Origin of the sequence: Actinoallomurus oryzae (assembly GCF_039541955.1) — a bacterium.
GTDB classification, from domain to species: domain Bacteria; phylum Actinomycetota; class Actinomycetes; order Streptosporangiales; family Streptosporangiaceae; genus Actinoallomurus; species Actinoallomurus oryzae.
On record NZ_BAABHF010000009.1, the window covers coordinates 339,248 to 364,873 of the forward strand.

Annotated in this window: 24 protein-coding genes; 15 read left to right on the top strand and 9 right to left on the bottom strand. The window is 70.8% G+C overall.

All coding sequences use genetic code 11. The features are described from left to right. The first annotated feature begins 318 nt into the window (after positions 1 to 318). Complete coding sequence (locus tag ABEA10_RS03335) at positions 319 to 1,386, top strand: Glu/Leu/Phe/Val dehydrogenase dimerization domain-containing protein (protein ID WP_345457192.1); 1,068 nt, start codon at positions 319 to 321, stop codon at positions 1,384 to 1,386. 235 nt (positions 1,387 to 1,621) lie between these two features. Continuing rightward, entirely contained in the window at positions 1,622 to 1,852 is a 231-nt protein-coding gene (locus ABEA10_RS03340; protein WP_290116918.1) for a DUF3073 domain-containing protein, read from the top strand. A 113-nt stretch (positions 1,853 to 1,965) separates the two neighbouring features. Here the strand turns inward: ABEA10_RS03340 and ABEA10_RS03345 are convergent, their stop codons facing one another. Next, positions 1,966 to 2,511: a hypothetical protein gene (locus ABEA10_RS03345; protein ID WP_345457200.1), complete on the bottom strand. Its 546-nt coding sequence runs from the start codon at positions 2,509 to 2,511 to the stop codon at positions 1,966 to 1,968. A 312-nt stretch (positions 2,512 to 2,823) separates the two neighbouring features. Here ABEA10_RS03345 and ABEA10_RS03350 point away from each other — a divergent pair, with 312 nt between their 5' ends. From ABEA10_RS03350 to ABEA10_RS03360, 3 genes are all read left to right on the top strand, one after another. Further along, a complete protein-coding gene (locus ABEA10_RS03350; protein ID WP_345457203.1) occupies positions 2,824 to 3,192 on the top strand; it encodes a hypothetical protein in 369 nt (122 codons plus the stop codon). Positions 3,193 to 3,354: 162 nt separating this feature from the next. Next, positions 3,355 to 3,948: a carbonic anhydrase gene (locus ABEA10_RS03355; protein ID WP_345457206.1), complete on the top strand. Its 594-nt coding sequence runs from the start codon at positions 3,355 to 3,357 to the stop codon at positions 3,946 to 3,948. Positions 3,949 to 4,155: 207 nt separating this feature from the next. After that, positions 4,156 to 5,622 (top strand): SulP family inorganic anion transporter, encoded by a 1,467-nt coding sequence (locus ABEA10_RS03360; RefSeq protein WP_345457209.1) that lies wholly within the window; start codon positions 4,156 to 4,158, stop codon positions 5,620 to 5,622. 101 nt (positions 5,623 to 5,723) lie between these two features. Here ABEA10_RS03360 and ABEA10_RS03365 read toward each other — a convergent pair whose 3' ends face one another. Beyond that, positions 5,724 to 6,398 carry a SanA/YdcF family protein gene (locus tag ABEA10_RS03365; RefSeq protein ID WP_345457212.1) on the bottom strand — a complete coding sequence of 225 codons (675 nt, stop codon included), beginning with the start codon at positions 6,396 to 6,398 and terminating at the stop codon, positions 5,724 to 5,726. A gap of 210 nt (positions 6,399 to 6,608) precedes the next feature. Continuing rightward, on the bottom strand, positions 6,609 to 7,478 hold the full coding sequence (locus ABEA10_RS03370; protein ID WP_345457215.1) for a LysR family transcriptional regulator: 870 nt from the start codon (positions 7,476 to 7,478) through the stop codon (positions 6,609 to 6,611). A gap of 140 nt (positions 7,479 to 7,618) precedes the next feature. Between ABEA10_RS03370 and ABEA10_RS03375 the strand changes: the two genes are divergently transcribed. After that, positions 7,619 to 8,599, top strand: coding sequence for an NADP-dependent oxidoreductase (locus tag ABEA10_RS03375; RefSeq protein WP_345457218.1), 981 nt, complete (start codon positions 7,619 to 7,621; stop codon positions 8,597 to 8,599). A gap of 122 nt (positions 8,600 to 8,721) precedes the next feature. Here ABEA10_RS03375 and purM read toward each other — a convergent pair whose 3' ends face one another. Together purM and purF are read right to left on the bottom strand one after the other, a co-directional pair. Next, complete coding sequence (gene purM, locus ABEA10_RS03380; RefSeq protein ID WP_345457221.1) at positions 8,722 to 9,753, bottom strand: phosphoribosylformylglycinamidine cyclo-ligase; 1,032 nt, start codon at positions 9,751 to 9,753, stop codon at positions 8,722 to 8,724. After that, positions 9,750 to 11,186 (bottom strand): amidophosphoribosyltransferase, encoded by a 1,437-nt coding sequence (gene purF / locus ABEA10_RS03385; protein ID WP_345457224.1) that lies wholly within the window; start codon positions 11,184 to 11,186, stop codon positions 9,750 to 9,752. The genes purM and purF overlap by 4 nt, the downstream gene beginning before the upstream one ends. Before the next feature lie 107 nt (positions 11,187 to 11,293). On the opposite strand from purF, the gene ABEA10_RS03390 reads away from it, so the two are divergent. Both ABEA10_RS03390 and ABEA10_RS03395 read left to right on the top strand, forming a co-directional pair. Next, complete coding sequence (locus ABEA10_RS03390; protein WP_345457227.1) at positions 11,294 to 11,668, top strand: DUF4190 domain-containing protein; 375 nt, start codon at positions 11,294 to 11,296, stop codon at positions 11,666 to 11,668. Between the two features lie 104 nt (positions 11,669 to 11,772). Next, complete coding sequence (locus tag ABEA10_RS03395; protein WP_345457230.1) at positions 11,773 to 14,034, top strand: WD40 repeat domain-containing protein; 2,262 nt, start codon at positions 11,773 to 11,775, stop codon at positions 14,032 to 14,034. A gap of 5 nt (positions 14,035 to 14,039) precedes the next feature. Here the strand turns inward: ABEA10_RS03395 and ABEA10_RS03400 are convergent, their stop codons facing one another. Then, positions 14,040 to 14,489 (bottom strand): sterol carrier family protein, encoded by a 450-nt coding sequence (locus ABEA10_RS03400; RefSeq protein WP_345457232.1) that lies wholly within the window; start codon positions 14,487 to 14,489, stop codon positions 14,040 to 14,042. A gap of 159 nt (positions 14,490 to 14,648) precedes the next feature. On the opposite strand from ABEA10_RS03400, the gene ABEA10_RS03405 reads away from it, so the two are divergent. Together ABEA10_RS03405 and ABEA10_RS03410 are read left to right on the top strand one after the other, a co-directional pair. Next, complete coding sequence (locus ABEA10_RS03405) at positions 14,649 to 15,758, top strand: S8 family peptidase (protein ID WP_345457235.1); 1,110 nt, start codon at positions 14,649 to 14,651, stop codon at positions 15,756 to 15,758. Positions 15,759 to 15,951: 193 nt separating this feature from the next. Continuing rightward, positions 15,952 to 17,178: a serine hydrolase domain-containing protein gene (locus ABEA10_RS03410; RefSeq protein ID WP_345457238.1), complete on the top strand. Its 1,227-nt coding sequence runs from the start codon at positions 15,952 to 15,954 to the stop codon at positions 17,176 to 17,178. A gap of 110 nt (positions 17,179 to 17,288) precedes the next feature. Here the strand turns inward: ABEA10_RS03410 and ABEA10_RS03415 are convergent, their stop codons facing one another. Further along, positions 17,289 to 18,716, bottom strand: a complete 1,428-nt coding sequence (locus tag ABEA10_RS03415; RefSeq protein ID WP_345457241.1) for an MFS transporter — start codon at positions 18,714 to 18,716, stop codon at positions 17,289 to 17,291. A 75-nt stretch (positions 18,717 to 18,791) separates the two neighbouring features. Here ABEA10_RS03415 and ABEA10_RS03420 point away from each other — a divergent pair, with 75 nt between their 5' ends. Further along, a complete protein-coding gene (locus ABEA10_RS03420) occupies positions 18,792 to 19,463 on the top strand; it encodes a TetR family transcriptional regulator (RefSeq protein ID WP_345457244.1) in 672 nt (223 codons plus the stop codon). Between the two features lie 46 nt (positions 19,464 to 19,509). Beyond that, the gene (locus ABEA10_RS03425) at positions 19,510 to 20,049 is read left to right on the top strand and encodes a CbrC family protein (protein WP_345457246.1); all 540 of its coding nucleotides are present in this window, start codon (positions 19,510 to 19,512) and stop codon (positions 20,047 to 20,049) included. Positions 20,050 to 20,060: 11 nt separating this feature from the next. Here the strand turns inward: ABEA10_RS03425 and bla (ABEA10_RS03430) are convergent, their stop codons facing one another. Then, entirely contained in the window at positions 20,061 to 21,023 is a 963-nt protein-coding gene (gene bla / locus ABEA10_RS03430; RefSeq protein ID WP_345457248.1) for a class A beta-lactamase, read from the bottom strand. Between the two features lie 62 nt (positions 21,024 to 21,085). On the opposite strand from bla (ABEA10_RS03430), the gene bla (ABEA10_RS03435) reads away from it, so the two are divergent. The 3 genes from bla (ABEA10_RS03435) to ABEA10_RS03445 are packed head-to-tail and all read left to right on the top strand — an operon-like array spanning position 21,086 to position 24,318. Continuing rightward, a complete protein-coding gene (gene bla / locus ABEA10_RS03435) occupies positions 21,086 to 22,063 on the top strand; it encodes a class A beta-lactamase (RefSeq protein WP_345457251.1) in 978 nt (325 codons plus the stop codon). A gap of 5 nt (positions 22,064 to 22,068) precedes the next feature. Next, positions 22,069 to 23,304, top strand: coding sequence for an MFS transporter (locus tag ABEA10_RS03440; protein WP_345457254.1), 1,236 nt, complete (start codon positions 22,069 to 22,071; stop codon positions 23,302 to 23,304). Between the two features lie 51 nt (positions 23,305 to 23,355). Then, complete coding sequence (locus ABEA10_RS03445) at positions 23,356 to 24,318, top strand: LysR family transcriptional regulator (RefSeq protein ID WP_345457257.1); 963 nt, start codon at positions 23,356 to 23,358, stop codon at positions 24,316 to 24,318. 41 nt (positions 24,319 to 24,359) lie between these two features. On the opposite strand, the gene ABEA10_RS03450 is transcribed toward ABEA10_RS03445, so the two are convergent. Continuing rightward, positions 24,360 to 25,550, bottom strand: a complete 1,191-nt coding sequence (locus tag ABEA10_RS03450) for an RNA-guided endonuclease InsQ/TnpB family protein (protein ID WP_345457260.1) — start codon at positions 25,548 to 25,550, stop codon at positions 24,360 to 24,362. Positions 25,551 to 25,626: the final 76 nt, after the last annotated feature.

Below are 25,626 nucleotides of genomic sequence, written 5' to 3' on the forward strand. Positions count from 1 at the left end.
CGGAACGCTCGTCGTCACGCCCGCCGAGACGCTCCTGAGACCTCCGGTCACCGTACGCCACGGGGCTCCCGGTGATCTTCGCACGCGGGTCTCGGACCGCGCACGGCGGGCGGGATCCGCACGACGCCCCGGCATGACGCCGATCACTGCGGAGCGGGCGGCGGTACGCCTACGCTGACCGTGTCGGACTCATGCTCCCGCCGCCGGTCACCTGTCGTGCGATCCACGGACATGCCGACCCGCGGCCGGGTACCGGGTACAACGCTCAACGCCGCCACCACGGCATCGAGCAGTGTGCGCTCAGAGAGGAGCCACAACGTGACGAAGGTCTTCGGCGCCCCCCACGAACAGGTCGTGTTCTGCCACGACGAGGCCACCGGCCTCAAGGCGATCATCGCCATCTACTCGACCGCGCTGGGTCCCGCGCTCGGCGGAACCCGCTTCTACCCGTACGCATCCGAGGACGAGGCTCTCGCCGACGTGCTGAACCTCTCCAAGGGCATGGCGTACAAGAACGCTCTCGCCGATCTCGACCTCGGCGGCGGCAAGGCGGTCATCATCGGCGATCCCACCGCGATCAAGTCCGAGGGGCTCCTCCGCGCGTACGGCCGGTTCGTGCAGTCGCTGCACGGCCGCTACTTCACCGCCTGTGACGTGGGCACGTTCTCCGAGGACATGGACGTCATCGCACGGGAGTGCTCGTACGTCACGGGCCGTACGCTCGCCCACGGAGGCGCCGGCGACTCGTCCATCCTGACCGCGTTCGGGGTGTTCCAGGGGATGCGCGCCGCGGCCGAGCACACCTGGGGCGAGCCGTCGCTGCGCGGCCGCCGCGTCGGCATCGAGGGCGTCGGCAAGGTCGGCCACCGCCTGGTCGAGCACCTCGTCGCCGACGGCGCCGAAGTGATCATCACCGACGTGGTCGAGGCCGCGATCGACCGCGTGCGCACCGAGCACCCCGAGGTCCAGGTGGTCGACGGGCACGCGGCACTGGCCGGCGCCGAGATCGACCTGTACGCCCCGTGCGCCCTCGGCGGCGCCCTGGACGACGCGACCGTCGAGATGCTGCGCGCGAAGATCGTGTGCGGCGGCGCCAACAACCAGCTCGCCCACACCGGCATCGAGAAGCAGCTCGCCGACCGCGGGGTGCTCTACGCCCCCGACTACGTCGTGAACTCCGGCGGCGTCATCCAGGTCGCCGACGAGATCGAGGGCTTCGACTTCGACCGGGCCCGGCAGAAGGCCGCCGGGATCTTCGACACCACGCGGCGCATCTTCCAGATCGCCGCCGACGAGGGCGTGCCCCCGGCCGTTGCCGCCGACCGGCTCGCCGAGCGCCGGATGTCCGAGATCGGCCGCCTGCGCGGCATCTTGGTCAACTCCTGACCCATTCGCGTCCGGGATCTTCACTGTGACGGAGATCCCGGACGTGTCAGTCCACATCGTCGGCTATCCTCTGCTGAAGCCGCCACCGCGCAGACGACGTACCGAGCCGGGCGCAAAACGGGTACGGTTGTAGCCGTAGCTGGTGCGTGGGGTCTTGTCGCGCCCGGCTGTGGATGCGTAAGCGAGCGTAAGTGGGGCCAACGACGGGTCCCCGACCATCGAGGGGGTCGAGCCAATGGGGCGCGGCCGAGCCAAGGCCAAGCAGGTGAAGGTAGCTCGCCGGCTGAAGTACAACAGCGGCGGGACAGACCTTGACCGTCTGCGCGGCGAGCTGGGCGTCAACCAGAACTCGCAGGATGACCATGACCCCTACGACGACGACTCGTCGTATGAGGACCTCGCAGACCGCTATGCGGACTACGCCGAGGACCACGACGAGAGCGACGGCAAGAGTACGGCGAAGTAGCCGTGCCGTTATTTGAGACCGTTCCAGTCACGCACTGAGACGGATCTCAGGGGTCGCTGATCGCATGACCGCGAAGCGTTCCCGCCGCCCCGGCGGGAACGCTTCGCGTGTGATCAGACGCCGTGAGCACGCCGGCGACGGTGATAGTGCACGGTGACGATGCCGAGTAGCGGCCCCCAGGCCGCCAGCGGTGCGTACGTCACGGCGAACGCGACGGCCTGCCAGCCGTGGACGAGCACGCCCGTGCCCCGGGTTCCGTTGATCATCCGGCCGAGGCTCAACATGATCAGCGCGTACGGGAAGAGCAGCGTGAGCACCGTCGCGCCGAGGCCCGCGGGCACGACCGCGGCGAGCACCGGCACCCGCCGCCCGCCCAGTCCGGGAACCCAGCGCGGCACCACCTCACCCCACTCGCTGACCAGTCCGACCGTCAGGTACGCGAGAACCTCGCTGACCACGCTGAGCACCACCACGTACCACAGGCCCGCGAACAGCACCGGACCGTGACCTGCCGGCGGCGCCGTGGTCCGTTCGAGCAGCGGCGCGTGGAGGTTCACCGCGGCGATCCGCCAGACACCTGAGGGCAGCGTGGTCAGCGTGGTGGCGTACGCGGCCAGCTGCGCCCACCGGGGCACTCCCTTCGCCGTCCGACCGTGCATCCTCCTCAGGATCGCTCCAGCGGTCATCGCCCCCGCCTTCCTTCGGTCCACGACTTCGCGGCGCCCCAGGGCGCACTCCGGGTGTTCGGATCCGAAGATCGCAGCCGGCCCCGGCCGTGCGCCTCACCCGTGAGAGGGGGCCGGGTCGGCCGTGCGAGGGAGAGGAATGCCGCCAAATATGCGATGAAATGTACTTAGTTAGCGTTATATATGCCCCCAGTCGCCGGAAATTGCCTCTCCCCTTTGCCCGATGTCTCGGGTTATGCTTGCTGCGAGTGGAACTTTGTAAGGACGCGAGTCAGGGGGCGCGCGGTGAGGGCACGGTTGGGCTGGGTCGCCGCGATACTGCTGGTCGCGCTCGCCTTCACCGGGGGTCCTGAGGCGATCGACACGGCGCCGACCGTCGCACAGAGCAAGATTTCCACGGGCGAACTCGCCGAAAAGCGTGACGCCCAGATGCGCGACGAGGTGGACTCCGATCGCCAGCTCGCCGACCGCGGTGTTCCCGGTCGGCCCCGGCTGCTCGCGCTTCCACCGTCCGCGCAGATCGCCGTGCCGATACCGGCGAGGGGCGCGACTCTCGTGCTGCCCGACGCCGCGCCAAGCGCGACCGTGGAAGACGGCCCGCGACCACACCTCGGCACGTGTACGCCCGAGGCGCTCCAGGTCTTCCGCTGCTGACCGTCCGTAGGTGGGCCGGTCGTTGACCGTCACTCCGGTCAACGTAAAATAGGGCGAATTGTCCGCTTATTCGACTAGCCCCTTCCGTCCATGAGCGGCGCAACGACGCGCCTGTTCCGCATCTCCCGTTCACGTCCTACGGATGCACAGAAAGGCTGCGCCATGCAGTCGCTTATCGACAATGCCCGCACGTTCGCCGAGCGCGCCGACGACCTCCGCCCTCTCGCGGACGGCCAGCACCCGCATGTGTTGTTCATCACGTGCTCCGACTCACGGGTCGTACCCGCACTGATCACCGGGGGTTCGCCCGGCGACCTCTTCGAGCTGCGCACGGCGGGCAACGTCGTGCCCGAGTACGACGAGGGGCGCGGGTTCGGCGAGACCGCGACGATCGAGTTCGCGGTCGAGGTGCTCGAGGTCAAGAACATCATCGTCTGCGGTCACTCCCACTGCGGGGGCGTGAACGCGATCCTTCATCCCGGCGCGCCGAGCGCGCTGCCCGCCGTCCACAAGTGGCTCGCCGACACCGAGCCGCACGACGAGACGCGCAAGGCCACGGACTTCCTCGACGGCGATGCGCTCACCTCGGCGGTGCAGCGGCACGTCGAGGTCCAGCTCGAGCGCCTGAAGGGCCATCCCAGCGTCGCCAAGCGGCTGGAGTACGGCGACCTGAGCCTGCACGGATGGTTCTACGCCGTGGGCAGCGGCAAGGTCAGCGTGCTGGACCCGCAGGACGGGCGCTTCCGGCCGCTGTGACCGCACGGCGGTGACCAGACCGCCGACACGCTGAAGACAGGCCGCCGGAGACGGGTCGCTCCGGCGGCCACTCCGACCAACGGCCGACACCACAGGCCACGGCAGGGCGCCGTGGTCATCTCAGCCTGCGCACTGACGCTCCGCCGAACCCCCCGCCTGGCCAACTCCCGCCGCCGTCAGTCCCATCCGCGACACCCAAGGTGAAAGATGGAACTCTTCCCGGCACGTGACATTCTGGCCCGCGACGTCCTGGCTTCCGTGGTCGTCTTCCTGGTCGCCCTGCCGCTGTGCATCGGCGTGGCCGTGGCGTCCGGCGTCCCGCCGGAGCTCGGCCTGGTCACCGGCATCGTCGGCGGCCTCGTGGCGGGCGCGCTTCCCGGCAGCAGCCTCCAGGTCAGCGGCCCGGCGGCCGGCCTGACCGTGCTCGTGTACGAGGCCGTGCGGGAGCACGGGCTACCGATCCTCGGACTGGTCGTGCTCGCCACCGGCCTGCTCCAGCTCTCGATGGGCGCGCTCAGGCTGGGGCGCTGGTTTCGCGCGATCTCCATCTCGGTGGTCCAGGGCATGCTCGCCGGCATCGGCCTCGCGCTGGTGTTCGGGCAGGCGCACACGCTGTTCGACGGCCGGTCGCCCGGTGCCCCGCTGGCCAACCTGACGGCGCTGCCCGCGCTGGTCGCCGACTCGGCGCGCGACCCCTCGGCCCTGGCGGCCGGCGGCATCGGGGCCGGCACGCTGCTGGTGCTGGCCTGCTGGCGGTTCGTCCCCGCGCGGCTGCGGACGATCCCGGCGGCACTGGCCGCCGTCGCGTTGGCGACGCTGGCCACCGCGCTGCTCGACCTGCCCGTGAAGCGCATCCAGGTGAACGGCCTGCTGGAGTCGCTTCGGCCGCCCGCGCTGGATCACCTCGGCCGGCTCGCCGACGTCGGCATCCTCGGCACGATCATCGCGTTCGCGCTGATCGCCTCGGCGGAGAGCCTGTTCAGCGCCGCCGCGGTCGACCGGATGCACGACGGCCCGCGGACCCGGTACGACCAGGAGCTGATGGCGCAGGGCGCCGGGAACACGGTCTGCGGGATGCTCGGCGCGCTGCCGATGACCGCGGTGATCGTCCGGAGCGCGACCAACGTGCAGGCCGGGGCCCGTACCAAGCTGTCCCGGGTGCTGCACGGCGGCTGGCTGCTGATCTTCACCGTGGCGGCTCCGGCGGCGCTCGGCGTCATCCCGGTCACCTCGCTGGCCGCGGTCCTCGTGCACGCGGGCTGGAAGCTCCTGTCACCGCGCGAGGTCGGCCGGCTCTGGCGTACGGAGCGCGGCGAGGCGATCGTGCTGATGGGCACGACGCTGGCGATCGTGTGCACGAACCTGTTCGAGGGCGTACTGATCGGCATCCTGCTCGCGGTCGCGAAGACGGCGTGGGACGTCTCCGACATCCATGTCGACGTGCGTGGGAACGACGAGGGGCCGATCGAGATCAGGCTCACCGGCAACGCGACGTTCCTGCGCCTGCCACGGGTGCTGGACACCCTGGAGGCGATCCCGCACGGGCGCCCGGTCGAGCTGGACCTGTCCGGGCTGCGCCACCTGGACCACGCGTGCCGTACGGCGCTGCTCTCCTGGGCCGCCCAGCACCGCCGCCGGGACGACACATCCGTACGGGTCTCGGAGCCCGTGTAACGACACGGCCGTCCGGGCACCGCGCACCGGCCCGGACGGCCGTCTGGGGCCTGTCTCAAAGCCCCCGTCCGTAGCAGGACAGTGGGGCTTTGAGACAGGTCCTACCGTGGCGTCCGCAGGGCCTGCCGGATGCCCGGTTCCTTCGGGCCGAGGAAGTGCGGGTCCGGCCGGATCGCGAGGAACAGCGCGGCCTTGAGCCCGGCGGGCAGCTCCCGCAGGTACGACACGACGGTGGCGATCGGGGCGTACGAGCGGCTGTCGTCGCCGACGCCCACGGCGTCGATGCCGACCGACCGGCACAGCGTGACGGCGCGCGGCAGGTGGAACCGCTGTGTGATCAGGATCGCCCGGTCGACGCCGAAGATCTTCTTGGCCCGTACGCAGGAGTCCCAGGTGTCGAACCCGGCGTAGTCGAGCACGATGCGGCCTCGCGGCACGCCTTCGCGGATCAGGTAGTCGCGCATCACGAGTGGCTCGTTGTAGTGCGAGCGGCTGTTGTCGCCGGTGACGAGCAGCACCTGCACCTTGCCGCTGTGGTAGAGGGCTGCGCCGAGTTCGAGGCGCCCGGCCAGCATCGGCGAGGGCTCGCCGTTGGGGGCGCCCGCGCCGAAGACGATGCCGACCGCCGTGGGCGGCGCGTCGGCGGCGCTCATCCGGTAGCGCGCCGAGCCGACGTACATCCAGCCGAGCGGCAGCACTAACGCGTAGACGCCGAGGGCGCACAGCACCACGAGCGGCGCCCTGCACCGCCACACGCCCCGCGCGAACCGCCTCACGACCCGTACGACTCCGTCGGAGCGGCGGGAGTTCCCAGTTGACGCGCCGCCCGCCCATAAAACGGCGACCCGCACGGAAAATGTCGGTCTACATGCATATGATCATGAATAAGACCAGGTCGGCGGCGACCGGCGCGCGTCTCGGAACCACCGGCGAGGTAGCAGGCGCCGCAAGCCGTCCGCCTGGGTGCCGCAGCGGGCGTACCGCCCTCACCTCGACGCCTCGACGGCCGCGCCCATCCCCCGCGACTCGGCCACGGCTACCGCCGCGCGCACCAGCGCGGCCACGGCACGGCTGCGGGACCGCTCCGGCCAGGCGATCACCAGCGAGGCGGAAGGACAGTCATCGACCGGCACGTACGCCACCGCCTGCCGGGGGTACCGTGCGGCGACCGATCTCGGAAGCAGGGTCATCGTCGCCCCGAGGCCGACGAGCGCGAGCAACTGCGCGAGGTCCTGCACGCCGTGCTCGCCGATGTCGCGCTCCGCCCGTTCGTCGACCTCCTCCGGGCCGATCCCGAGGTCGGAGAGCCGTACACGGGAGGCCCCGGCGAGGGCGTGGTCCGCGGGCAGCGCCGCCACTCGGGGCTCGACCGCGACCACATCCGCGTCGATGCCGCCCGGATCGTACGGCGCGAACATCAGCGCGGCGTCGGCCTCACCCGTCCGCAACAGCCGCGGATGCTCCCGCCACCCGCACAGCCGTACGGCGACGGGCTCGGCGTCGGGCTCGTCGGCCGCCGCGGCGAGGATGTCCTCCAGCAGTCCGCCGTCGGCGTCCGCCTTGACGGCGAGCAGCACGCTCCGATGCGGCGACGACGCCCGTACGGCACGGCGGACCGCCGCGTCGAGAGCCTCCAATGCGGGCCGCGCCTGAGCCAGGAGTACGGCGCCGGGCTCGGTCAACTCGACCACACGCGTGGACCGCACGAACAGCCGCACGCCGAGCTCGGCCTCGAGGTTGCGGATCGCCCGCGACAGCGCGGGCCCGGCGATGCCGAGCCGTGCCGCGGCGCGTGTGAAGTTGCGTTCCTCCGCGACCGCGACGAAGTACCGCAGGGCCCGGGACTCCGCTGGCATACCTTTCACACTATTGCCCGATCGGCACCGTGATTGCTGCCTTTTCGTTCATGGTCGGTGCCGGATCGGTCCTTCCCCGGGACCTCGCCTCTCCCACAGGCTGATGCGACGGCAGGCCTACTGCGGAAAGGAGAGACAGCATGCGAGCAATCGGCATCGAGCATTTCGGTGAGACCCCGGCCCTCAAGGAGGTGCCCGTCCCCGAGCCCGGCAGCGGCGAGGTGCAGATCGCCATCGAGGCGGCGTCGACCAACCCGCTGGACCTGGCCATCGCCTCCGGGGTGCTGGCGGCGCTCGGGGAGTGCCGGTTCCCGCTGACGCTCGGCATGGACGGCGCGGGGACCGTGACCGCGGTCGGCGACGGTGTCACGGAGTTCCGTGTGGGGGATCGTGTCTTCGGCCAGTTCTGGAGCCGACCGCTGCGGTCCGGCTCCTTCGCGGAGGTCGCGGTGGTGCAGGCGGTGCCCGCGTTCGGCGCCCTGGCGCGCATCCCCGACGAGTTGCCGAGCGACGTGGCCGCCGCACTGCCGACCGCCGGCATGACCGCGCTCGGCGCGATCGATGTCATGCGGGTGCCCGAGGGCGGCACCCTGGCCATCCTCGGCGCGACGGGAGGCGTCGGCACCTTCGCGGTCCAGGCCGCCGCCGCCCGTGGAATCCGCGTCATCGCCACGGCCTCCGCCCAGGTCGCAGAGGAGGTACGGGAGCTGGGCGCCACCGCGATCGTCGTACGTGGCGCGGAGCCTCTCGACCAGGCACTGCGAAGGCTCGCGCCGGAGGGCGTCGACGCGATCTTCGACACCGTCGGCGACCGCTCCCTCACGAGCAGCGTGGCCGGTGCCGTACGGGATGGCGGAGCGCTGCTGTCGATCGCCTCCGGCGTGGACGAGAAACTCCTCGCCGAGGAGCGCATCCGTGTCGCCGACTACCGGCTCGACCGCAAGCCCGAACGGCTCGCCGAGCTGACGAAGCTCGTCACCGCAGGCACCATCCGGCCCGTCATCGGCGCGGTACTCTCCTTGGAGGAGGCGCCGCGCACCCTCACCGGCGGCGTCGAGCCCACGGGCATGCGCGGCAAGACCGTCCTCCGGGTTTCGCTGACCTCGGAACAATGCCGGTGACCGATGACCCAGCCCATCGTGTTCCGTCCAGGACCTCTGGCCGCAGCCGGTTCGGCAATATCCCATCAACGATCTGGATCGGCCCGGCTATCCGTACGACCTCTCGGACGCGAGACCGGTGGTCAGACGAGGCGTACCGTGCCGGATCCGGGCACGACCTCGCCGAGGACCCAGGCCGGCAGCCCGCGCTCGGCCAGCAGCCGCAGCGCGGCGTCGGCGGCCGGGGCGGCGACGACCGCCGCCATGCCGACCCCCTGGTTGAAGGTCTTGTCCATCTCTTCGCGCGGCACCCGGCCGTACGACTCCAGCACCGCGAAGATCGGCGGCGGGGTCCACAAGGCACGTTCGAGGACGGCGTCGCAGGTGGACGGCAGGGAGCGGGCGAGGTTCGCCGCGAGGCCACCGCCGGTGATGTGGGCGTACGCGTGCACCTCGGCGGACCCGGCGAGCGCCAGGCAGTCTTTGGCGTAGATCCGGGTCGGCGTGAGGAGGGACTCGCCGAGGGCCCGGCCGAGCTCGGGAAGGGTCGTCTCCAGCGTGAGGTCCGACGTGCGCAGGATGTGGCGTACGAGGGAGTAGCCGTTGGAGTGGATGCCCGAGGAGGCGAGGCCCAGCACGACGTCGCCGGGGACCACGCGCTCGGGACCGAGCACGCGGCCGGCCTCCACGACACCGGTGCCCGCGCCCGCGAGGTCGAACTCGTCGGGTTCGAGCAGGCCGGGGTGCTCGGCGGTCTCGCCGCCGACCAGCGCGCAGCCGGCCAGGGCGCAGCCCTCGGCGACCCCGGCGACGATCGCCGCGATCCGCTCGGGCACCACCTTGCCGCAGGCGATGTAGTCGGTCATGAACAGCGGCTCGGCACCGCAGACGACGAGATCGTCCACGACCATGCCGACCAGGTCGTGCCCGATCGTGTCGTACACGCCGAGACGCCGGGCCAGATCGACCTTGGTGCCGACGCCGTCGGTGGAGGTGGCGAGCAGCGGCCGGTCGTACTTCTTGAGCGCGGAGGCGTCGAACAGGCCCGCGAAGCCGCTGGCATCGTGCACGACCTCGGCCCGGCGCGCCTTGGCCAGGTGCGCCTTCATCAGGTCGACGGCGCGGTCACCGGCGGCGATGTCGACGCCGGCGGCCTCATACGATGCGTTGGTCACTTGCGGGCCTCTTCGAGCAGGTGTTTGCCGCGGGCGTCCTCGGCGACGTCGATCGGGTAGACGCCGTCGAAGCAGGCCCGGCAGAGGCGGTCGCGCGGCTGCCGGGTCGCGGCGATCAGCTCGTCGAGGGAGATGTAGCCGAGGGTGTCGGCGCCCAGGGAGGCGCGGATCTCCTCGACGGAGAGATTGCCCGCGATCAGCTCGGCGCGCGTGGCGAAGTCGATGCCGTAGAAGCACGGCCAGGACACCGGCGGGCTGGAGATGCGGACGTGCACCTCCTTGGCACCGGCCTCGCGGAGCATCCGGACGATGGCCCGCTGGGTGTTGCCGCGCACGATCGAGTCGTCCACGACGATCAGCCGCTTGCCCGCGATCGCCTCGCGCAGCGGGTTGAGCTTGAGGCGGATGCCGAGCTGGCGGATCGTCTGCGACGGCTGGATGAACGTGCGCCCGACGTAGGAGTTCTTCACGAAGCCCTGGCCGTACGGGATGCCGGACTCCTCGGCGTAGCCGATCGCGGCGGGCGTGCCGGACTCGGGCGTCGGGATGACCAGGTCGGCCTCGACCGGGTGCTCGCGGGCCAGGCGGCGGCCGACGTCGACCCGGGTGGCCTGCACGCTGCGGCCGGCGATCGAGGTGTCGGGCCGGGCGACGTAGACGTACTCGAACAGGCAGCCCTTGGGCTCGGGCTCGGCGAACCGGGTGGAGCGCACCCCGGCCTCGTCGATCGTGAGCAACTCACCGGGCTCGACCTCGCGGACGATCGTGGCGCCGACGATGTCGAGCGCGGCCGTCTCGGAGGCGACCACCCAGCCGTGCTCCAGCCGGCCGAGCACCAGCGGGCGGATGCCCTGCGGGTCGCGCGCGGCGTAAAGCGTGCGCTCGTCCATGAAGACCAGGGAGTACGCGCCGCGGACGAGCGGCAGGACGTCCAGCGCGGCGCGTTCGACGCCGCCCGAGCCGCCGCCGAGGAGCGCGGTGAGCACCTCGGTGTCGGTGGTGGCGCCGAGCTCGCCGTCACGCAGGCGGGAGGCGAGCTCAGGGGTGTTGATGAGGTTGCCGTTGTGGCCGAGGGCCAGGCTGCCGTCGTCGGTGGACCGGAACGTCGGCTGGGCGTTCTCCCAGACGCTGGATCCGGTCGTGGAGTAGCGGCAGTGGCCGATCGCGATGTGGCCACGCAGCGTGTTGAGGACCGGCTCCTCGAAGACCTGCGCGACCAGGCCCATGTCCTTGAACACGACGATGCGCGCACCGTCGCTCACGGCGATGCCGGCCGATTCTTGGCCACGGTGCTGCAGGGCGTAGAGCCCGAAGTAGGTGAGTTTGCTGACCTCCTCTCCGGGCGCCCAGACGCCGAAGACACCGCATGCGTCCTGGGGACTGTGATCGAGGGGGTCAAGGTCGTGGGTCAGTCGTCCGTCTCCGTTCGACACGCTGCCCAGTGTAGGTGGTGACCTGGTATCCCTGTTCACGGACCGGCGCGCCGCAGGCCCCGCGGGCCCCGGATCCTCCACCATGGAGAGCCGGAGGGGAGCTGTCCATGGCCTATCGACCGGTGGGGTACCCGCCGCGGCAACAACGCAAGGGGCTGGGCGTCACGACGCTCGTCCTCGGGATCGCCGCGCTCGTCACGTTGCTGGTGTGCGGTCTCGGGGTGGTCGTGGCCATCGCGGGTCTGATCGTCGGGACCATCGCCGTGGTGCGCGACAACGGCCGCGGGATGGCCGTGACCGGGATGGTGCTGTCGGCGCTGGCCCTGCTGATCGCGATCGCCGCGGGCGTGTGGTTCTTCAGCCGCGTCGCGCCCTGCAGCGACCGGTCGCGCTACCCGACCAAGGCCGACCGCGACCACTGCCTGGAACACCGCGTGCCGTTCTTCCGGGCGACCGAGACCCCGGTGCCCGGCGGGCATTGAGGGGGCGGATCGTTATCCAGTTGTCCGGGTGGATTCTCGCCGTTCCTGGTTAGCCTGGAAAAACGCCCCCAGCGCCTGTCCCGGGGCGTCGCGACCTACGGGGCATGTGGGGGCTGCGTATGGTGCCGATCGCACCGTTCCTCGAACTCATCGGCGAGGCCTTCTCCGTCATCGTGGAGAACCAGACGAAGCGATTAGAGATCGCCGACGCACAGGCGGCCCGCAGATCCGAGAGCCGTCACCGGGCCGCGGCCAGCGCCATCCAGGGGGCGCTCGTCCTCGTCCAGGCCGGGCAGTTGCTGCACACCTGGCAGCAGAGTCGCCGGCAACGGCTGGGCGAGCTGGGAGTCGTCCCCCCGGGCTCCGGGGCCGCGGCGTACGCGTCGGGCGCCGCGACGAGACTGAGCGAGCTGAAGGAGCTGAAACGGTACGAGGACGAGCTGTCCGCGTATCCGATCATGGGTGGTCCCGGCGTGCTGGCCGGGGCTCTGGCGCTGGACCCGGTACGCCCGCTCGTACTGATCGTCCCGCCGCGCGAGGGCGGCGACGCGACACGATGGGGCGACCGGCTGGTCAACCGCGTGTCCACCGACCTCGGCCGGTACCACGAGATCCTCCAGGTGCGGATCGCCGACCGGCCGTTCCAGTGGCCCCATGCCGGCCTGTACGCGAACGACCTGGCCCAGGTGCCCACGGTCATCGTCGAACTGCTCTCCGACCGAGAGCGTCTCGACATCCGGGTGGGCGGCTGCCACCTCGGGTTCGACGATCCCCCGGTCCTGGCGATGCGGCCGATGGCTCCGTTGCGGTTCCCCCGCGCCGAGCACTGGAGCGGCGAACTCGTCGACGAGCTCAACCGGTCGGCGCCGCGCCAGGCGTTCACCCTGGTCCCGCCGAGCACCGACGACGAACTCGCGGACCTCAACCACGAGCTGGCCGCCAGGGTCTCGACACTGTGCGCGGTGGCCATGGTCGACTGTCACCATCTGGCCCGCGTGCCGGGGTACGACGAGCGGCTCGACCAGGCGATCGCCGCCGCAGGGGTGGTCGGGACGGACTGGCCGATCAACGGGCTCATCCCGCTGCCGTTGGTCGCCGATCCCGCGTACCACCTGCTCCATCAGGCGTTGCGCCGGCAGCTCCGTGGACAGCACGCGGTGGCCGAGGAGGACCTGCGTCTGGCGGTGACGCTGCTCGCGGGCACGGACGCCGCCCCGGAGTCATCGCTTCGGGAGTTGATCGAGGCGGCGTTCGCCACCGGACGAATGCACCACAAACATCTCGCCAAGCTCCGGGAGGCCGTCGAGCGCGTCCACGGTGACCGCCGGCTGCTGGACCTGCTCGACCGCGCGCAGCCATGGCGGCTGCCCTCCGGCGACGAGCCGGAGCCCCAGCCGATCCCGGAACGGCCCGCGGCCATTGAGCCGGAGCCGGAGCCGGCACCCGTACCCGTGATCAATCCGCCCGTACGGACGCCGACCGGCGCCGCGCAGCGTGTCCTCAGTCCGCATTCGGGCTGGGTCAACAGCGTGGCCTGGTCACCGGACGGCCGGTTCCTCGCCGCCGCCGCGGATGTCGGGTACGTATGGGACACGGCAGACGGCGGCCTGCGCACCACCCTCATGGCCCCGGGAGCCGTGGTGAAGGCGGTGTCGTGGTCTCCGGACGGGCGGCGGCTCGCCACCTCCGGAGACGCGGTGCACATCTGGGACCCGGCCACGGGCGAGCTCCGGACGACGCTCGCGCCCTCCGGCACGCGCGGAAACGTGGCATGGTCGCCGGACGGCCGCTGGATCGCCGCCTGCGGCCGGGAAGGACGCGTGCGCATCTGGGACGCCGCCACCGGCGAGCTGCGCCACTCGCTGCTCAGCCATCCCTACCCGGGCAAGGCCGTCGCCTGGTCACCCGACGGGCAGCGGATCGCCGCCACCTCCTCCTACGAGGAGGTGCTCATCTGGGACCCGGTCACCGGCGAGGAGATCGGGAGCTTCTTCGCGGACAAGAATGACACCCCCATCGGCGCGGTCGCGTGGTCGCCCGACGGGCAGCGGATCGCCGGGGTCAGCAATGGAGGCGCCCACCTCTTCGTCTGGGACACGGCCGCTCCAAGCCCGAAGTTCTCCGTTCGCGTCCGGAAGCTGGCCTCCGTCGCGTGGTCACCGGCCGGCGATCGCTTCGCCACGGGCCACACTCACCAGATCATCAACCTCTGGGACCCGGCGACCGGTGACGTGACCCGCACGCTCGCCGGCCACATCGCGGCCCGCTCACTCACATTCCGGACCATGCCGGTCGCCTGGTCACCCGACGGGCGTCTTCTCGCCTCCGGCGGCGTCGACCGTACCGCGCGAATCTGGGACGTCTGACTCGCTCAGGGCTGAGACCCGTACGGTCGCACCGGAAGGCGGGCCGACAGATCGGCGCGTTCGCCGCTCGCGCTGATCCGGTCGCGGGCCTCATCCCAGGTCGTACGGCCCGTGGCGAGCATGATCCAGGTCTTGGCGTCGGTCTCGATGACGTTGGGCGGCGTGCCACGGGTGTGCCGGGGGCCCTCGACGCACTGCACGGCGGCGTACGGCGGCACGCGCACCTCGACCGAACGGCCGGGGAAGTCCGTCGCCAGCCGCTCCAGCAGGAGCCGCACGGTGACCCGCAGGGCGGTGCGTACGGGCTCCTCGCCGGCGTCGTAGGTGGCGAGGACGGCCGTGACCAGGGCGTCCTCCAGGCGAGCCTCGGGCGGCGGCGTCTCGTCGGTGCGGCCGAGGGCGTTGAGCTGGTCGTCGAGGGCGGCGCGCAGCCGCTCCGGTCTCAGTCGGGCCATGGCGGGACCGACGGTACCCGTTCCGCGGGCGCCGGCGGCCGGTCGTCGGATGTTCTTGCTGTGATCAGAGTGTTTATGGGAGATTTTCGGGATTACTGTGGCCTGCCACGGTCGCCGGCCCCCCGCCGGCCGCGAAGCCCCCCGATCCAAGGAGCCCCCATGCGGGTCCCCCGACGTTTCCTCCTCGGCCTCACGGCCGTCGCGTGCGCGTCCGTGCCGCTGTCCGGCGCGGTCGTCGCGCCTCGGGTCGCCGTCGCCATGGCGGCCGACAACGGCATCCGGGGCCAGTACATCGTCACGATGAAGCACTCGAGCCAGGTCTCGCACGCGATCGCCTTCCCGACGGTCCACCGGTTCACGGACGGGTTCGCCGCGAAGCTCTCGACGGCTCAGCTCGACCGGCTCCGGCGCGACCCTGACGTCGCCACGATCGAGCAGGACCAGGTCATGAAGATCTCCACGACGCAGAAGAGCCCGACGTGGGGGCTGGACCGGATCGACGAGGCGAAGCTGCCGCTGTCGCACACTTACACCTACAAGCACACCGCCTCGAACGTGGACGCGTACGTGATCGACACGGGCATCGAGACGACGCTCAGCCAGTTCGGCGGCCGGGCGGACACGGTGTACGGCGACGAGGACTGCAACGGCCACGGCACGCACGTGGCCGGGATCATCGGGTCCAAGTCGTACGGGGTGGCCAAGAGCGTACGGCTGCACGCGGTGCAGGTGCTCGGCTGCGACGGCTCGGGCAGCACCTCCGATGTCATCGCGGGCGTCGACTGGGTCCGTACGCACCACGCCGCCAAGTCGGTCGCCAACCTCTCGCTGGGCGGCGCGAAGTCGACCGCGCTGAACGACGCGGTCACGGCCCTGTCCAAGTCCGGCGTGTTCGTCGCGGTGGCGGCGGGCAACGACGGCGCCGACGCCTGCAAGAGCTCGCCGGCCAGTGCCGGGAGCGTCGAGGCCGCGGCGGCCAGTTCCTCCAGCGACACCCGCGCGTCGTTCAGCGACTACGGCTCCTGCGTGGACGTGTACGCGCCCGGCGTGAACATCAAGTCGACCTACCAGGGCGGCACCGCGTACCTGAGCGGCACGTCGATGGCGTCCCCGTTCGTGGCGGGCGTCGCGGCGCTGTACAAGTCGGCGTACGGGCAGGCGACGTTCGGCACGATCCAGAAGTGGATCACCGCGCACGCCACCAACGGTGTGATCAAGAAGAACAAGTCCGGCACGCACAACCGGCTGCTCAACAAGAGCTCGCTCTGACCGCTCCACCACCATCCCTGTCGGCGTCCGGAAGTCCTGCGCCGTGGCATCGGCGATCAATCTGATCTCGCGTGGCGGATCGCGTATATCGCGGGCGTATCGAAAAGCGCATACGCCACTGCAACGGTCTCTCGCGTTCGGTGGAGCCACGGACCCACGTGAGTGGTGATCGGACGTGCAGGGAAGGATCGCGATGGATTCGGATTCGGGACGTGGTGTCGACCGCCGGCGGTTGCTCGGGTGGGGCGGGTTGGCGGCCGCCGGCGTGGTGGCGGCGGCCGGTGCGCCGCTGGTGGGTGCCCAGGACGGCAACGCCGACGCGGCCACGACCGACTCGCTCCCGCCGGACACCCTGCCCGGCGGGGCCTATGACCAGTACGTGGCGAAGCTGGCCGCCGAGGGCAAGTTCTCCGGCGTGGTACTGCTGTCGCACCAGGGCAAGACCGTGCTGTCGCGCAGCTACGGCATGGCCGACAAGGAGAAGGGGATTCCCAACAGCGAGGGGAACGCGTTCACCCTCAGCTCGGCGGGCAAGCCGTTCCACTCGTTGGCCATCTTGCAGCTGGCCCAGCAGGGCAAGCTGAAGCTGTCGGACACGGTGGGCACCCACCTGACGGGCTACGCCAAAGATATCGCCGAGCAAGTGACCATCCACCATCTGCTCACCGCCACCGCCGGGCTGGACGCCCCGGAGCTGGACCTGCAACGCGTCTTCAACAGCCGGGACGAGGTGCACGAGTACTACGAGCAGTGGGCCCGGCAGGCCGAACTGGTGGGCGTCCCCGGCGCGAGCACCCAGGGCCACACCGACGGCGCCGGCGCCGGCATCACCATGGCCACGCTGATCGTGGAGGCCATCACCGGCAAGACGTACTGGGACTACGTCGAGGAGAACGTCTTCAAGCGCTGCGGCATGACCGGCACGGCGTTCTACACCAGGTCGCAGTGGCTCACCGACCCCCACATCGCGCACCCGTACATGACACTGGCCGACGGCAGCCAGGTCGACGCCATCCGCAACCTGGACAAGAGCAGCCCGGACCCGACCATGCTGGGCAAGAACCCGGGCCGCGCCTTCATCGATGCCCCTGGGGACGGCGGCTTCACCACCGCGCCGGATCTGGTCCGGTTCGCGCGCGCGCTGAGTGACGGCACGGTCCTGGACCGGCCCTGGGCCGACGTGTTCACCGCCCCCAACAGCCCCCACGGACCGGCGTCGTTCGGCGCCTACGGGCCGGTGGTCCGTATCGTCAACGGCCAGTGGCAGTGGAGCCGCGGCGGTGCCAACCCCGGTGTCGGCGCCAACTGGAACATCTACCCCTACACCGGCTGGGTCGGCGTCATCCTCAGCAACATCGACGGCGTGCCGCTGCAGGAGATGATCGGCCAGGAGACGCAGGCCGTCACGGGCCAACACTGACGAACGGCCACTACCGGCCGACACGCAGAGAAGGGATCTCCTCCAGCCCGGCGTGCCGGACGCGCGGAACGGGCCGGTCGCCCCCGTGACCGGCCCGTTCCGCCGTCGGATCAGGCGACGGGCACCATCTCGGGCTCGGCGGACGCCGGCGTACGGTGCCGGGCGCGCAGTGTGGCGAGGCTGAGCGGCGCGCCGACGAAGACGATCGCGGCGGCGATGAGCAGGGCCAGCCGGTAGCCGGACAGGAACGCGTGGATCGGCGTCGCGCCGCCCCGCAGTACGGCCGCCTGGCGTGAGGTGAGGATCGCGCCGACGATCGTGACGCCGAGCAGGCCGGAGACCTCGCGGGCGGCGTTCATGACGGCGGAGGCGGCGCCCGCGCGGCCCGGCGGCAGCACACCGATGATCGCGTCGTTGAGCGGCATCATCGTGAAGCCGGAGCCGACGCCGAACGCCACGAACGCGGGCATCAGGTCCATGAAGTGGCCGTGCTCGCCGACGAACGTGACCATGACCAGCCCGGCCGCGTTCAGCGCCAGCCCGAGCGCGACCGTGACGTGCGTGCCGATCCGGCGCGCGAGCCCGCCCGCGACCGGGGCGATCGCGGCCATCATCAGCGCCATCGGGATGAACGCCGCACCCGCCTCGGTCGGGGAGAAGCCCAGGACGTTCTGCAGGTACATCGCGGTGAAGAAGTAGACACCCATCACGCCGAAGCCCCACAGGATCATCGCGCCGGTGCCGCCGCTGAAGGTGCGGATGCCGAAGAGGGACAGGTCGACCATGGGGTCCCCGGTACGCCTCTCGACGATGACGAAGGCGGCCCCCGCGACGGCGGCGACGGCGAACGCGCCGAGGATCAGACCTGAGGTCCAGCCCTGGTTGTGCCCCTCGATCAGCGCGTACGTGACGGAGAACAGCGCGACCGCCGAGGCGATCAGGCCGGGCAGGTCGAGCCGGCGCCGCACGGCCTCCCGAGACTCCCGCATCGAGACCATCATGATCGCGACCGTGACGACGCCGACCGGCACGTTGATCAGGAAGATCCAGCCCCAGTCCCAGCGCTCGCTGACGAAGCCGCCGGTGAACGGGCCGAGCGCGAGGGCGAGCGCGCTGACCGCGCTCCAGACGCCGACCGCCCGGCTGCGCTCCTTCTCGTCCGGGAAGGTCGCGGAGATGATCGCCAGGGTCGAGGGGATGCTCGCGGCGGCGCCGAAGCCCTGGAGCACCCGGGCGACGATGAGCATCTCCTGGCTGGTCGCGAGCCCGGCGACCAGCGAGGCGACGGTGAAGACGGCGATCCCGCCGACGAACAGCCGCCGTCGCCCGTACACGTCGGCCAGCCTGCCGCCGACCAGCATCAGCCCCGAGAAAACGAGGATGTAGCTGCTCACGATCCACTCCAGGCCGGAGATGGACAGGTGCAGGTCACGCTGGATCGACGGCAACGCGACGTTGACGACGTTGTTGTCCAGGAAGGTCATGAACGTTGCCAGCGCGACCCCGACCAGGGTCCACCAGCGTCGCGTGGAGGACATCCCCGCTCCTCTACATTGTTCTTATACGTCGTACATGTACTGCGTATAAGACCCTGTACGGCGTATAGTTGTCAAGTGGCCACTGGTGAGGAACGGGCTCGGCTGAGCCGGGAGACGGTCGTCGACGAGGCGATGGCGCTGACGGACGCGGAGGGCCTGGACGGCCTGACGATCAGGCGGCTCGCCCAGCACCTCGGCGTCACGCCGATGGCGCTGTACTGGCATTTCAAGAACAAGGACGAGCTGCTGGACGGCCTCGCCGACCGGCTGTGGTCGCTCGTCGACGCCTCGGTCGACGCGTCCGCGCCGTGGCCGTCACGCCTGCGGACGCTGATGAACTCGATGATCGAGGTGCTGCGGGCCCACCCGTACGCGGCACCGCTCATGATGACGACGCAGCCCGACGCGGCACAGCACTGCTTCGACATCATGGAGGCGGCGCTGAAGATCCTCGGCGACGCGGGCTTCACTCCGGCCGAGGGCGCGATCCTGTGCCGGCACGGGCTCCGTACGGTGACGACGCTGGTGGTCGGCGACCCGGGTCTCAAGCCGCAACTGACGGAGGAGGAGGCCGAGGAACACCTCCGCCGCAAGCGAATCACCATGGAGACGCTGTCGCCCTCGCGCTATCCCTGCCTGATCGCGGCCGCCGGCCCGCTCACCAAGATCGACGACCCGGAGGTCGAGTTCACCTTCGGCGTGGACCTGTTCGTCGCGGGCGTCGAGGCCCTGGCCGCCAGGCGTTAGACGAGGCCCTGGCCGCCGAGCCTTGGACGCACCTAAGGTGCTCAGGGTGGCTGACCTTGGAGAGTTGCCGGTCTTCGTCTATCACCCGGACCCTGTGCGGACGGGCTCGGTCAAGGCGTCGGAGCAGGCGTGCGCCAACTGCTCCCAGCGGCGTGGCTTCGCCTACACCGGGCCGGTCTACTGCGCGGAGGAGGTCGAGGCGCTCTGCCCCTGGTGCATCGCCGACGGCAGCGCCGCCGAGCGGTTCGACGCCGTCTACTGCGACGTCTTCCCGCCGCCGGGAGTCGACGGCACGGTGGTGGACGCGATCGCCAGGCGCACTCCGGGCTTCAGCGGATGGCAGCAGGAGCAATGGCTGTTCCACTGCGGCGACGGCGCGGCGTTCCTCGGCCCGGCGGGCGCGCGTGAGCTGCGCGGAGACGAGTCGGCACTGTCGTCGTTGCGGGAGGAACTCAGCACCCACCGCTGGACCGATGACCAGATCGACGGCTACCTGGACGCCCTCGACCGCACCGGCCAGCCCACGGCGTACCTCTTCGAGTGCCGCTCATGCGGCACCCACCTCGCGTACTCCGACTTCACCTAGACGCGCCGTGGTCATGAGCCGGTGAGATCGGCGACGACCAGCCTGGTGGCCTTGGCGATCAAGGACTCCTTGGGCGGGGTGCTGTAGCCGGATCGGTCGGACATGATGGCCAGCACGAGCGGCGCGGCGCGTGGCGGCCACACGATGGCGATGTCGTTGGCCCTTCCGTAGTCGCCGGTCCCGGTCTTGTCGGCCACCTTCCATCCCTGGGGAACGCCGGCGCGGATGCGGCCGGCGCCGTTGGTACTGCGTTCGAGCCAGTCGCTGATCAGGGCGCGCCTGTCGGTCGTCAGGGCGTCGCCGAGCACGAGTTCGCGGTAGTCGGCGGCGATCGCCCGTGGGGTGGTGGTGTCGCGCGGGTCGCGCGGGGGGATCCTGTTCAGCTTCGGCTCGTAGTCGTCCATGCGGCTGACGGTGTCGCCGAGTTCGCGCAGGTAGGCGGTCAGTCCCGCGGGGCCGCCGATGTCGCGCATGAGCAGGTTGCCGGCCGTGCCGTCGCTGTGGCGGATGGCGGCGTCGCACAGTTGCCTGATGGTCATTCCGGTCGCGACGTGGTTCCGGGTGATCGGCGAGATGGAGTCGACGTCGGCCCTGGTGTAGGTGACGCGCTTGTTCAGGTGGCTGAGCGGGTTCCGGTGCAGGACCGCCGCCGCGGCGAGCGTCTTGAAGGTGGAGCAGAACGCGAAGCGCTCGTCGGCACGGTAGGCCACGGCGGCGCCCGTACCGGTCGCCAGGGCGTACACGCCCAGACGGGTGTCGTGCTCGCGCTCGAGCGCCGCGAAGCGCGAGAGGTCCGGTGACCTGGTGGCGCCGCGGCTCGGTGACGGGGATGACGGCCTGGAGATCGCCCGATGATCCGCGTCACACCCCGTGAGCGGCAGAAGGGCGGCGGCCACCAGCAACGCGCGGCGGGACGGGATGGCCCGCTCTCCGGGCGTACGGTCGTCTCGGCCAGCTTTGATATTGAAATCCATATTGATGATCAATCGATTCACATATTGGACACAATCGGCAGGGCTCTGATCTTCTCTCACGCATGCGTACTGGCTCATCACGATTTCGTACGGGGTTCGGCGCCGCGGGGATCGCTCTGTCCACCCTCGTCGCCTTGGCCGGCTGCGGTGACGCGACCGCGCGGAAGGCGGTTTCGCGGAGCGCCACGGCATCGCTTCGCGCGCCCGCGACGTCGCCCGCCTCGTCCCAGGCGGAGGTCGGCCGGAAGTTGCACCGTCTCGAACAGCGGCACCACGGGCGGATCGGCGCGTACGCGATCGACACCGGGACGGGCCGGGTCCTGAGCTACCGGTCCGGCGAGCTGTTCCCGGAGGCCTCGACGTACAAGGCCATGGTGTGCGGGGCCGTGCTGCGCAAAGCGCGCCGATCCGACCCGGGGCTGATGGACCGGGTCGTCCACTACACGCGCGACGACGTGGTGGACAACTCGCCCGTCACCGAACAGCACGTGGACACCGGCATGACCGTCGCCGACCTGTGCGACGCGGCGATCACCGTGAGCGACAACACGGCCGCCAACCTGCTGCTCAAGCAGATCGGCGGGCCGTCCGGGCTTACCGCGTTCTACCGTTCGCTCGGTGACCCGGTCAGCCGCCTCGACCGCTGGGAAACCGAGCTCAACATCTGGAGGCCCGGCGAGAAGCGCGACACCACCATGCCCTCCGTCTACGCCCGCGACCTGCGGGCACTCACCCTGGGCGACGCGCTCGCGCCCGCCGACCGGACCCGCCTGACCGGCTGGATGAAGAAGACCACGACCGGGAACACGCGCATCCGGGCCGGGCTGCCGAAGGGCTGGACCGTCGGCGACAAGACCGGAACCGGCTCGACGTACGGCGCCACGAACGACATCGCGGTCGCCTGGCCGCCGTCCGGCGCGCCGGTGGTCATGGTGATCCTCACCAACCGCCGGGCCGCGGACGGCGCCACCGACGACAAGGCCGTCTCCGAGACCGCGGCCATCCTCGCCCGCGGGCTCGGCAGGGCCGGTCAGAACTGATTCGGATGCCGTCCGGCGGCACAGCCGTCGCGTCCCGTCCGTCCGGCCCGTCGCGGCCGGCCGGGCGGGACGCCGCCGACCGCCAGGTGATCGCCGTCGTCGTGGCCGTGCAGGTCGCCGCGGCGCTCGGCTACTACGCGGTGATGGGGCACATCGTCGCCCATCTGCGGAACGACACGGGCCTGCTCGCCGGGACGATCGGCCTGGTGCTCGGCACCCGGTTCCTCGTTCAGTCGGCGCTGCAGCCGCTGCTGGGCGCGCTGATCGACGTACTCGGGGCGCTGCGGACCGGGGCCTTCGCCTGCGCGCTCCGCGTCGTGAGCTTCGCACTGCTGGCGACGGCGGACGGGCCGCTCGGCCTGTTCGGCGCGGCCTGCCTGCTCGGCGCGGGCGGCTCGCTGTACGTACCGGCCGTGCAGGCGGTCATCGCCGGGACGTCTCCCGCGCGCCGAGCGGGCGGCTTCGCCGCCAGCCTGGTCAGCGGGCAGGTCACCGCCGTGGTGGCCCCGCTCGCCGGGCTCGCCGTCCTGAAAGGCGGTGGCTTCGGGCCTCTCGCCGTGGCCGGCGCGCTGTGCTGGGCGATCGCCGGTGGCCTGTTCCTCTGGCTCCACCTGCGCCGGCGCGGGGTGGATCGGGTCGTCTCTCGTCGTGGAGCCGGGACGGCGACGCTCCGGGGCGTGGCCACCGTCGTTCGCGACCGGGTGTTCCTCCGGTTCGCCGTGGCGACCGCCGCCAGCATCCTGCTCGCCGGAGAGACGACGACGGTCGTACCGCTGAAGGGCTTCGGGTCGGCGTGGACGACCGTGTTCTTCTGCGCCGCCGCCTTGGCCACGGCCGTGGTCCAGCCGTGGTGCGCGGCCGGGAGCCGCGCCGACCGCCCGCGCGTGCTCCAGGTGGGCCTGCTGATGATGGGCGCCTGCTACCTGACGCTCCTTCCGCTGGACGGGGACGGCGGCGTACCCCAGATCACCGGCCTGGTGGCGGCCGCCGCGCTGGCCGGAGCCGGGCAGGGCCTCATGCAGTCCTCGGTCTTCCAGTCCATCGCCCGGTACGCCCCGGCCGAGAGGGTCGGCGCCTACCTGGGGGTGTCGTCGTTCATCTCCGGCATGGTGGTGTTCGCGGGCGATCCCGTGGTCGGAGCGCTCTTCGACGCCGGGCGCGTGGGGACGACCGCCGCGCTGGCCGCCCTCGCCCTTCTCGGGCCGGTATCGGCGGCTGCCTGCGCCCGTCGCCTTGCATAAGGAATCGGCTATCGATCTTTGGTAATAGCAGGAACGATATGATTGCGGGTCGTGAACCTGGTGGGGCATCTGACCTGCTTCGTCGTCGTCGCCGAAGAACTCCACTTCGGCCGCGCGGCGGAGCGTCTCGGGATCGCCCAGCCGCCGTTGAGCCAGCGGATCCAGCGCCTGGAGAAAGAGCTCGGCGTACGGCTGTTCGACCGGTCGAGCCGGAAGGTGGAGCTCACCGCGCCGGGGCGGCTCCTGCTGGAGGAGGCCCGTGAGATCCTCGTCCGCGTGGACCGCGTCTACTCCGTCGCCGAGCGGGCGCGCCTGGGTATGGTCGGCGCGGTACGCGCGGGCCTGCCGAGCGATCTGGGCGGGCCGATCGTCGCCGCACTGATCGCCGCGTTCCGCGAGCGCCGACCGGACCTGCGCCTCGAACTCCGCGAGACCGGGACGGCCGAGCAGATCAGCGCGCTGGCCGAGGGTGCGCTCGACGCCGGCATCGTCCGGCACCCGTGCGACACCCGCGACCTGGAGATCGGCCCGATGCTGGGCCAGCCGGTCGGCGTGCTGCTGCCCGCGCATTCGCCTCTCGCCGCCTCCGCCGAGGTGCACCTCGCCGACCTGTCCGGGCAGGACCTGGCCGTCTTCCCCCGCGACGAGGCACCCGGGACGCACGATGAGTTGCTGGCGACCTGCCGCCGCCACGGGTACGCGCCGCCCGCCGTCCACCAGGCGCGGCATCCGCAGTTCGCACTGGGTCTCGTCCTGGCCGGGACGGCCGTTGCGCTGGTCCCGCGCACCGAGGACGCCGGCGGGGCGACCTGGCGTCCGCTGCTCGGCGAACCGCTCATCTGGCGTACGTCGTGCGTGTGGCGGCACTCCCGCGACCCCGACCAGGCCGGCGCCATCGCCGACTTCACCACCGTCGCGACCGCCGTACTGCGCCGCGAGGCGGCCATGACCCCGCTCGACACCGCACCGACCCGCCGCGTCGTCCAACGCCCTGCCTCGGGGTTCCTCGCTTGACGTCCTCCCCTGCCTGAAGGCGGGGGATTCCAACCCGATCCCTACACAGAGGAGAGAACAGGTTGAGGTTCGCGGTTCAAAGCCCCGCCCAACGGCTGGAAGGCTCCCCGCGCTGTCACGGCACGTCCTGCCGCGATGTTCTTTGCCGCGTTCACATCCGCGTGATCGGTATGCCCGCAAGCGCGACAGCGAAAGACCGTTTGGCTCTCACGGTTGTCCGCTGCGCGATGCCCACAGGCATGACAGGTTTGAGACGTAAACACGGGATTGATCTTCTCTACTCGACGGGCGGCCTTTTGCTCCAGGCGCCTCGCCAGATGGCCCCATCCGGCCGCGTGAATGGACCGGTTGAGCCCGGCCTTGGCCCGCACATTCACACCCGGCGCAGCGATCGTGCCGCGCGCGGAACGAACCATGGCGCCGACCCTAAGGTCTTCGAGGCGGATCAGGTCGAAGCGGCGAGCCAGATCGGTAGAGGTCTTCTCGACCCAGTCCTTGCGCCGGTCGGTTTCGCGAGCTTTCAACCGGGCGATCGCGGTCTTGACCCGCTTGCGGCGATTCGATCCCGGCGTGGCGCGCGCCAGCCGACGTTGCAACCGCCCCAGTCGTTCGGTCTCACTGTCGCGCAGGCCGCGCACCGAGAACAACTCGCCGGTGGACAGAGCGGCCGAGACAGCCACACCACGGTCCACACCGACGACCGCACCGGTCCCCGGCCCGTCGATCGCCGGCGGGATCACCGCGAAGCAGACGTGCCAGCGGCCCGCCCGGTCCCGGTTGGCCCGGAACGACTTGACCGTCTCGGGGATCCGACGGGACCAGCGGAACCGCACCCAACCCACCTTCGGAACCCAAACCTCACCCACCTTGCGGGACAACCGCCGAACATCCCAGTGACTCCCACGGCGGCCGACGATCCGGAACCCCTCATGCACGCCCGCCTTACGCCACCTCGGACGCCGATGCGTCCCAGAGAAGAAATTCGCCATGGCCTGAGCGAAATCCCGCAACGCCTGCTGCTGCACCGTCTGAGACCCCGCCGCCAGCCACGCGAACTCTCTCCTGGCCTCGGTCAACTGCCGAGACTGCTCGGCATACCCCGGCGCACTCACCCGCCCCGGCCGCCAATGCAGATGCTGCTCCACCGCCAGATTCCACACATACCGGGCATGCGCGCAGTGCTCCAGCAACGCCACCTCCTGAGCGAGCGTGGGCTGAAGCCGAAATCGCATGCCACGACGCTAACCACCACCACCGACATTCTGAGGAGGGAACGGCGTTTTCTCCCTGACCTGAAGGCCACGGTCT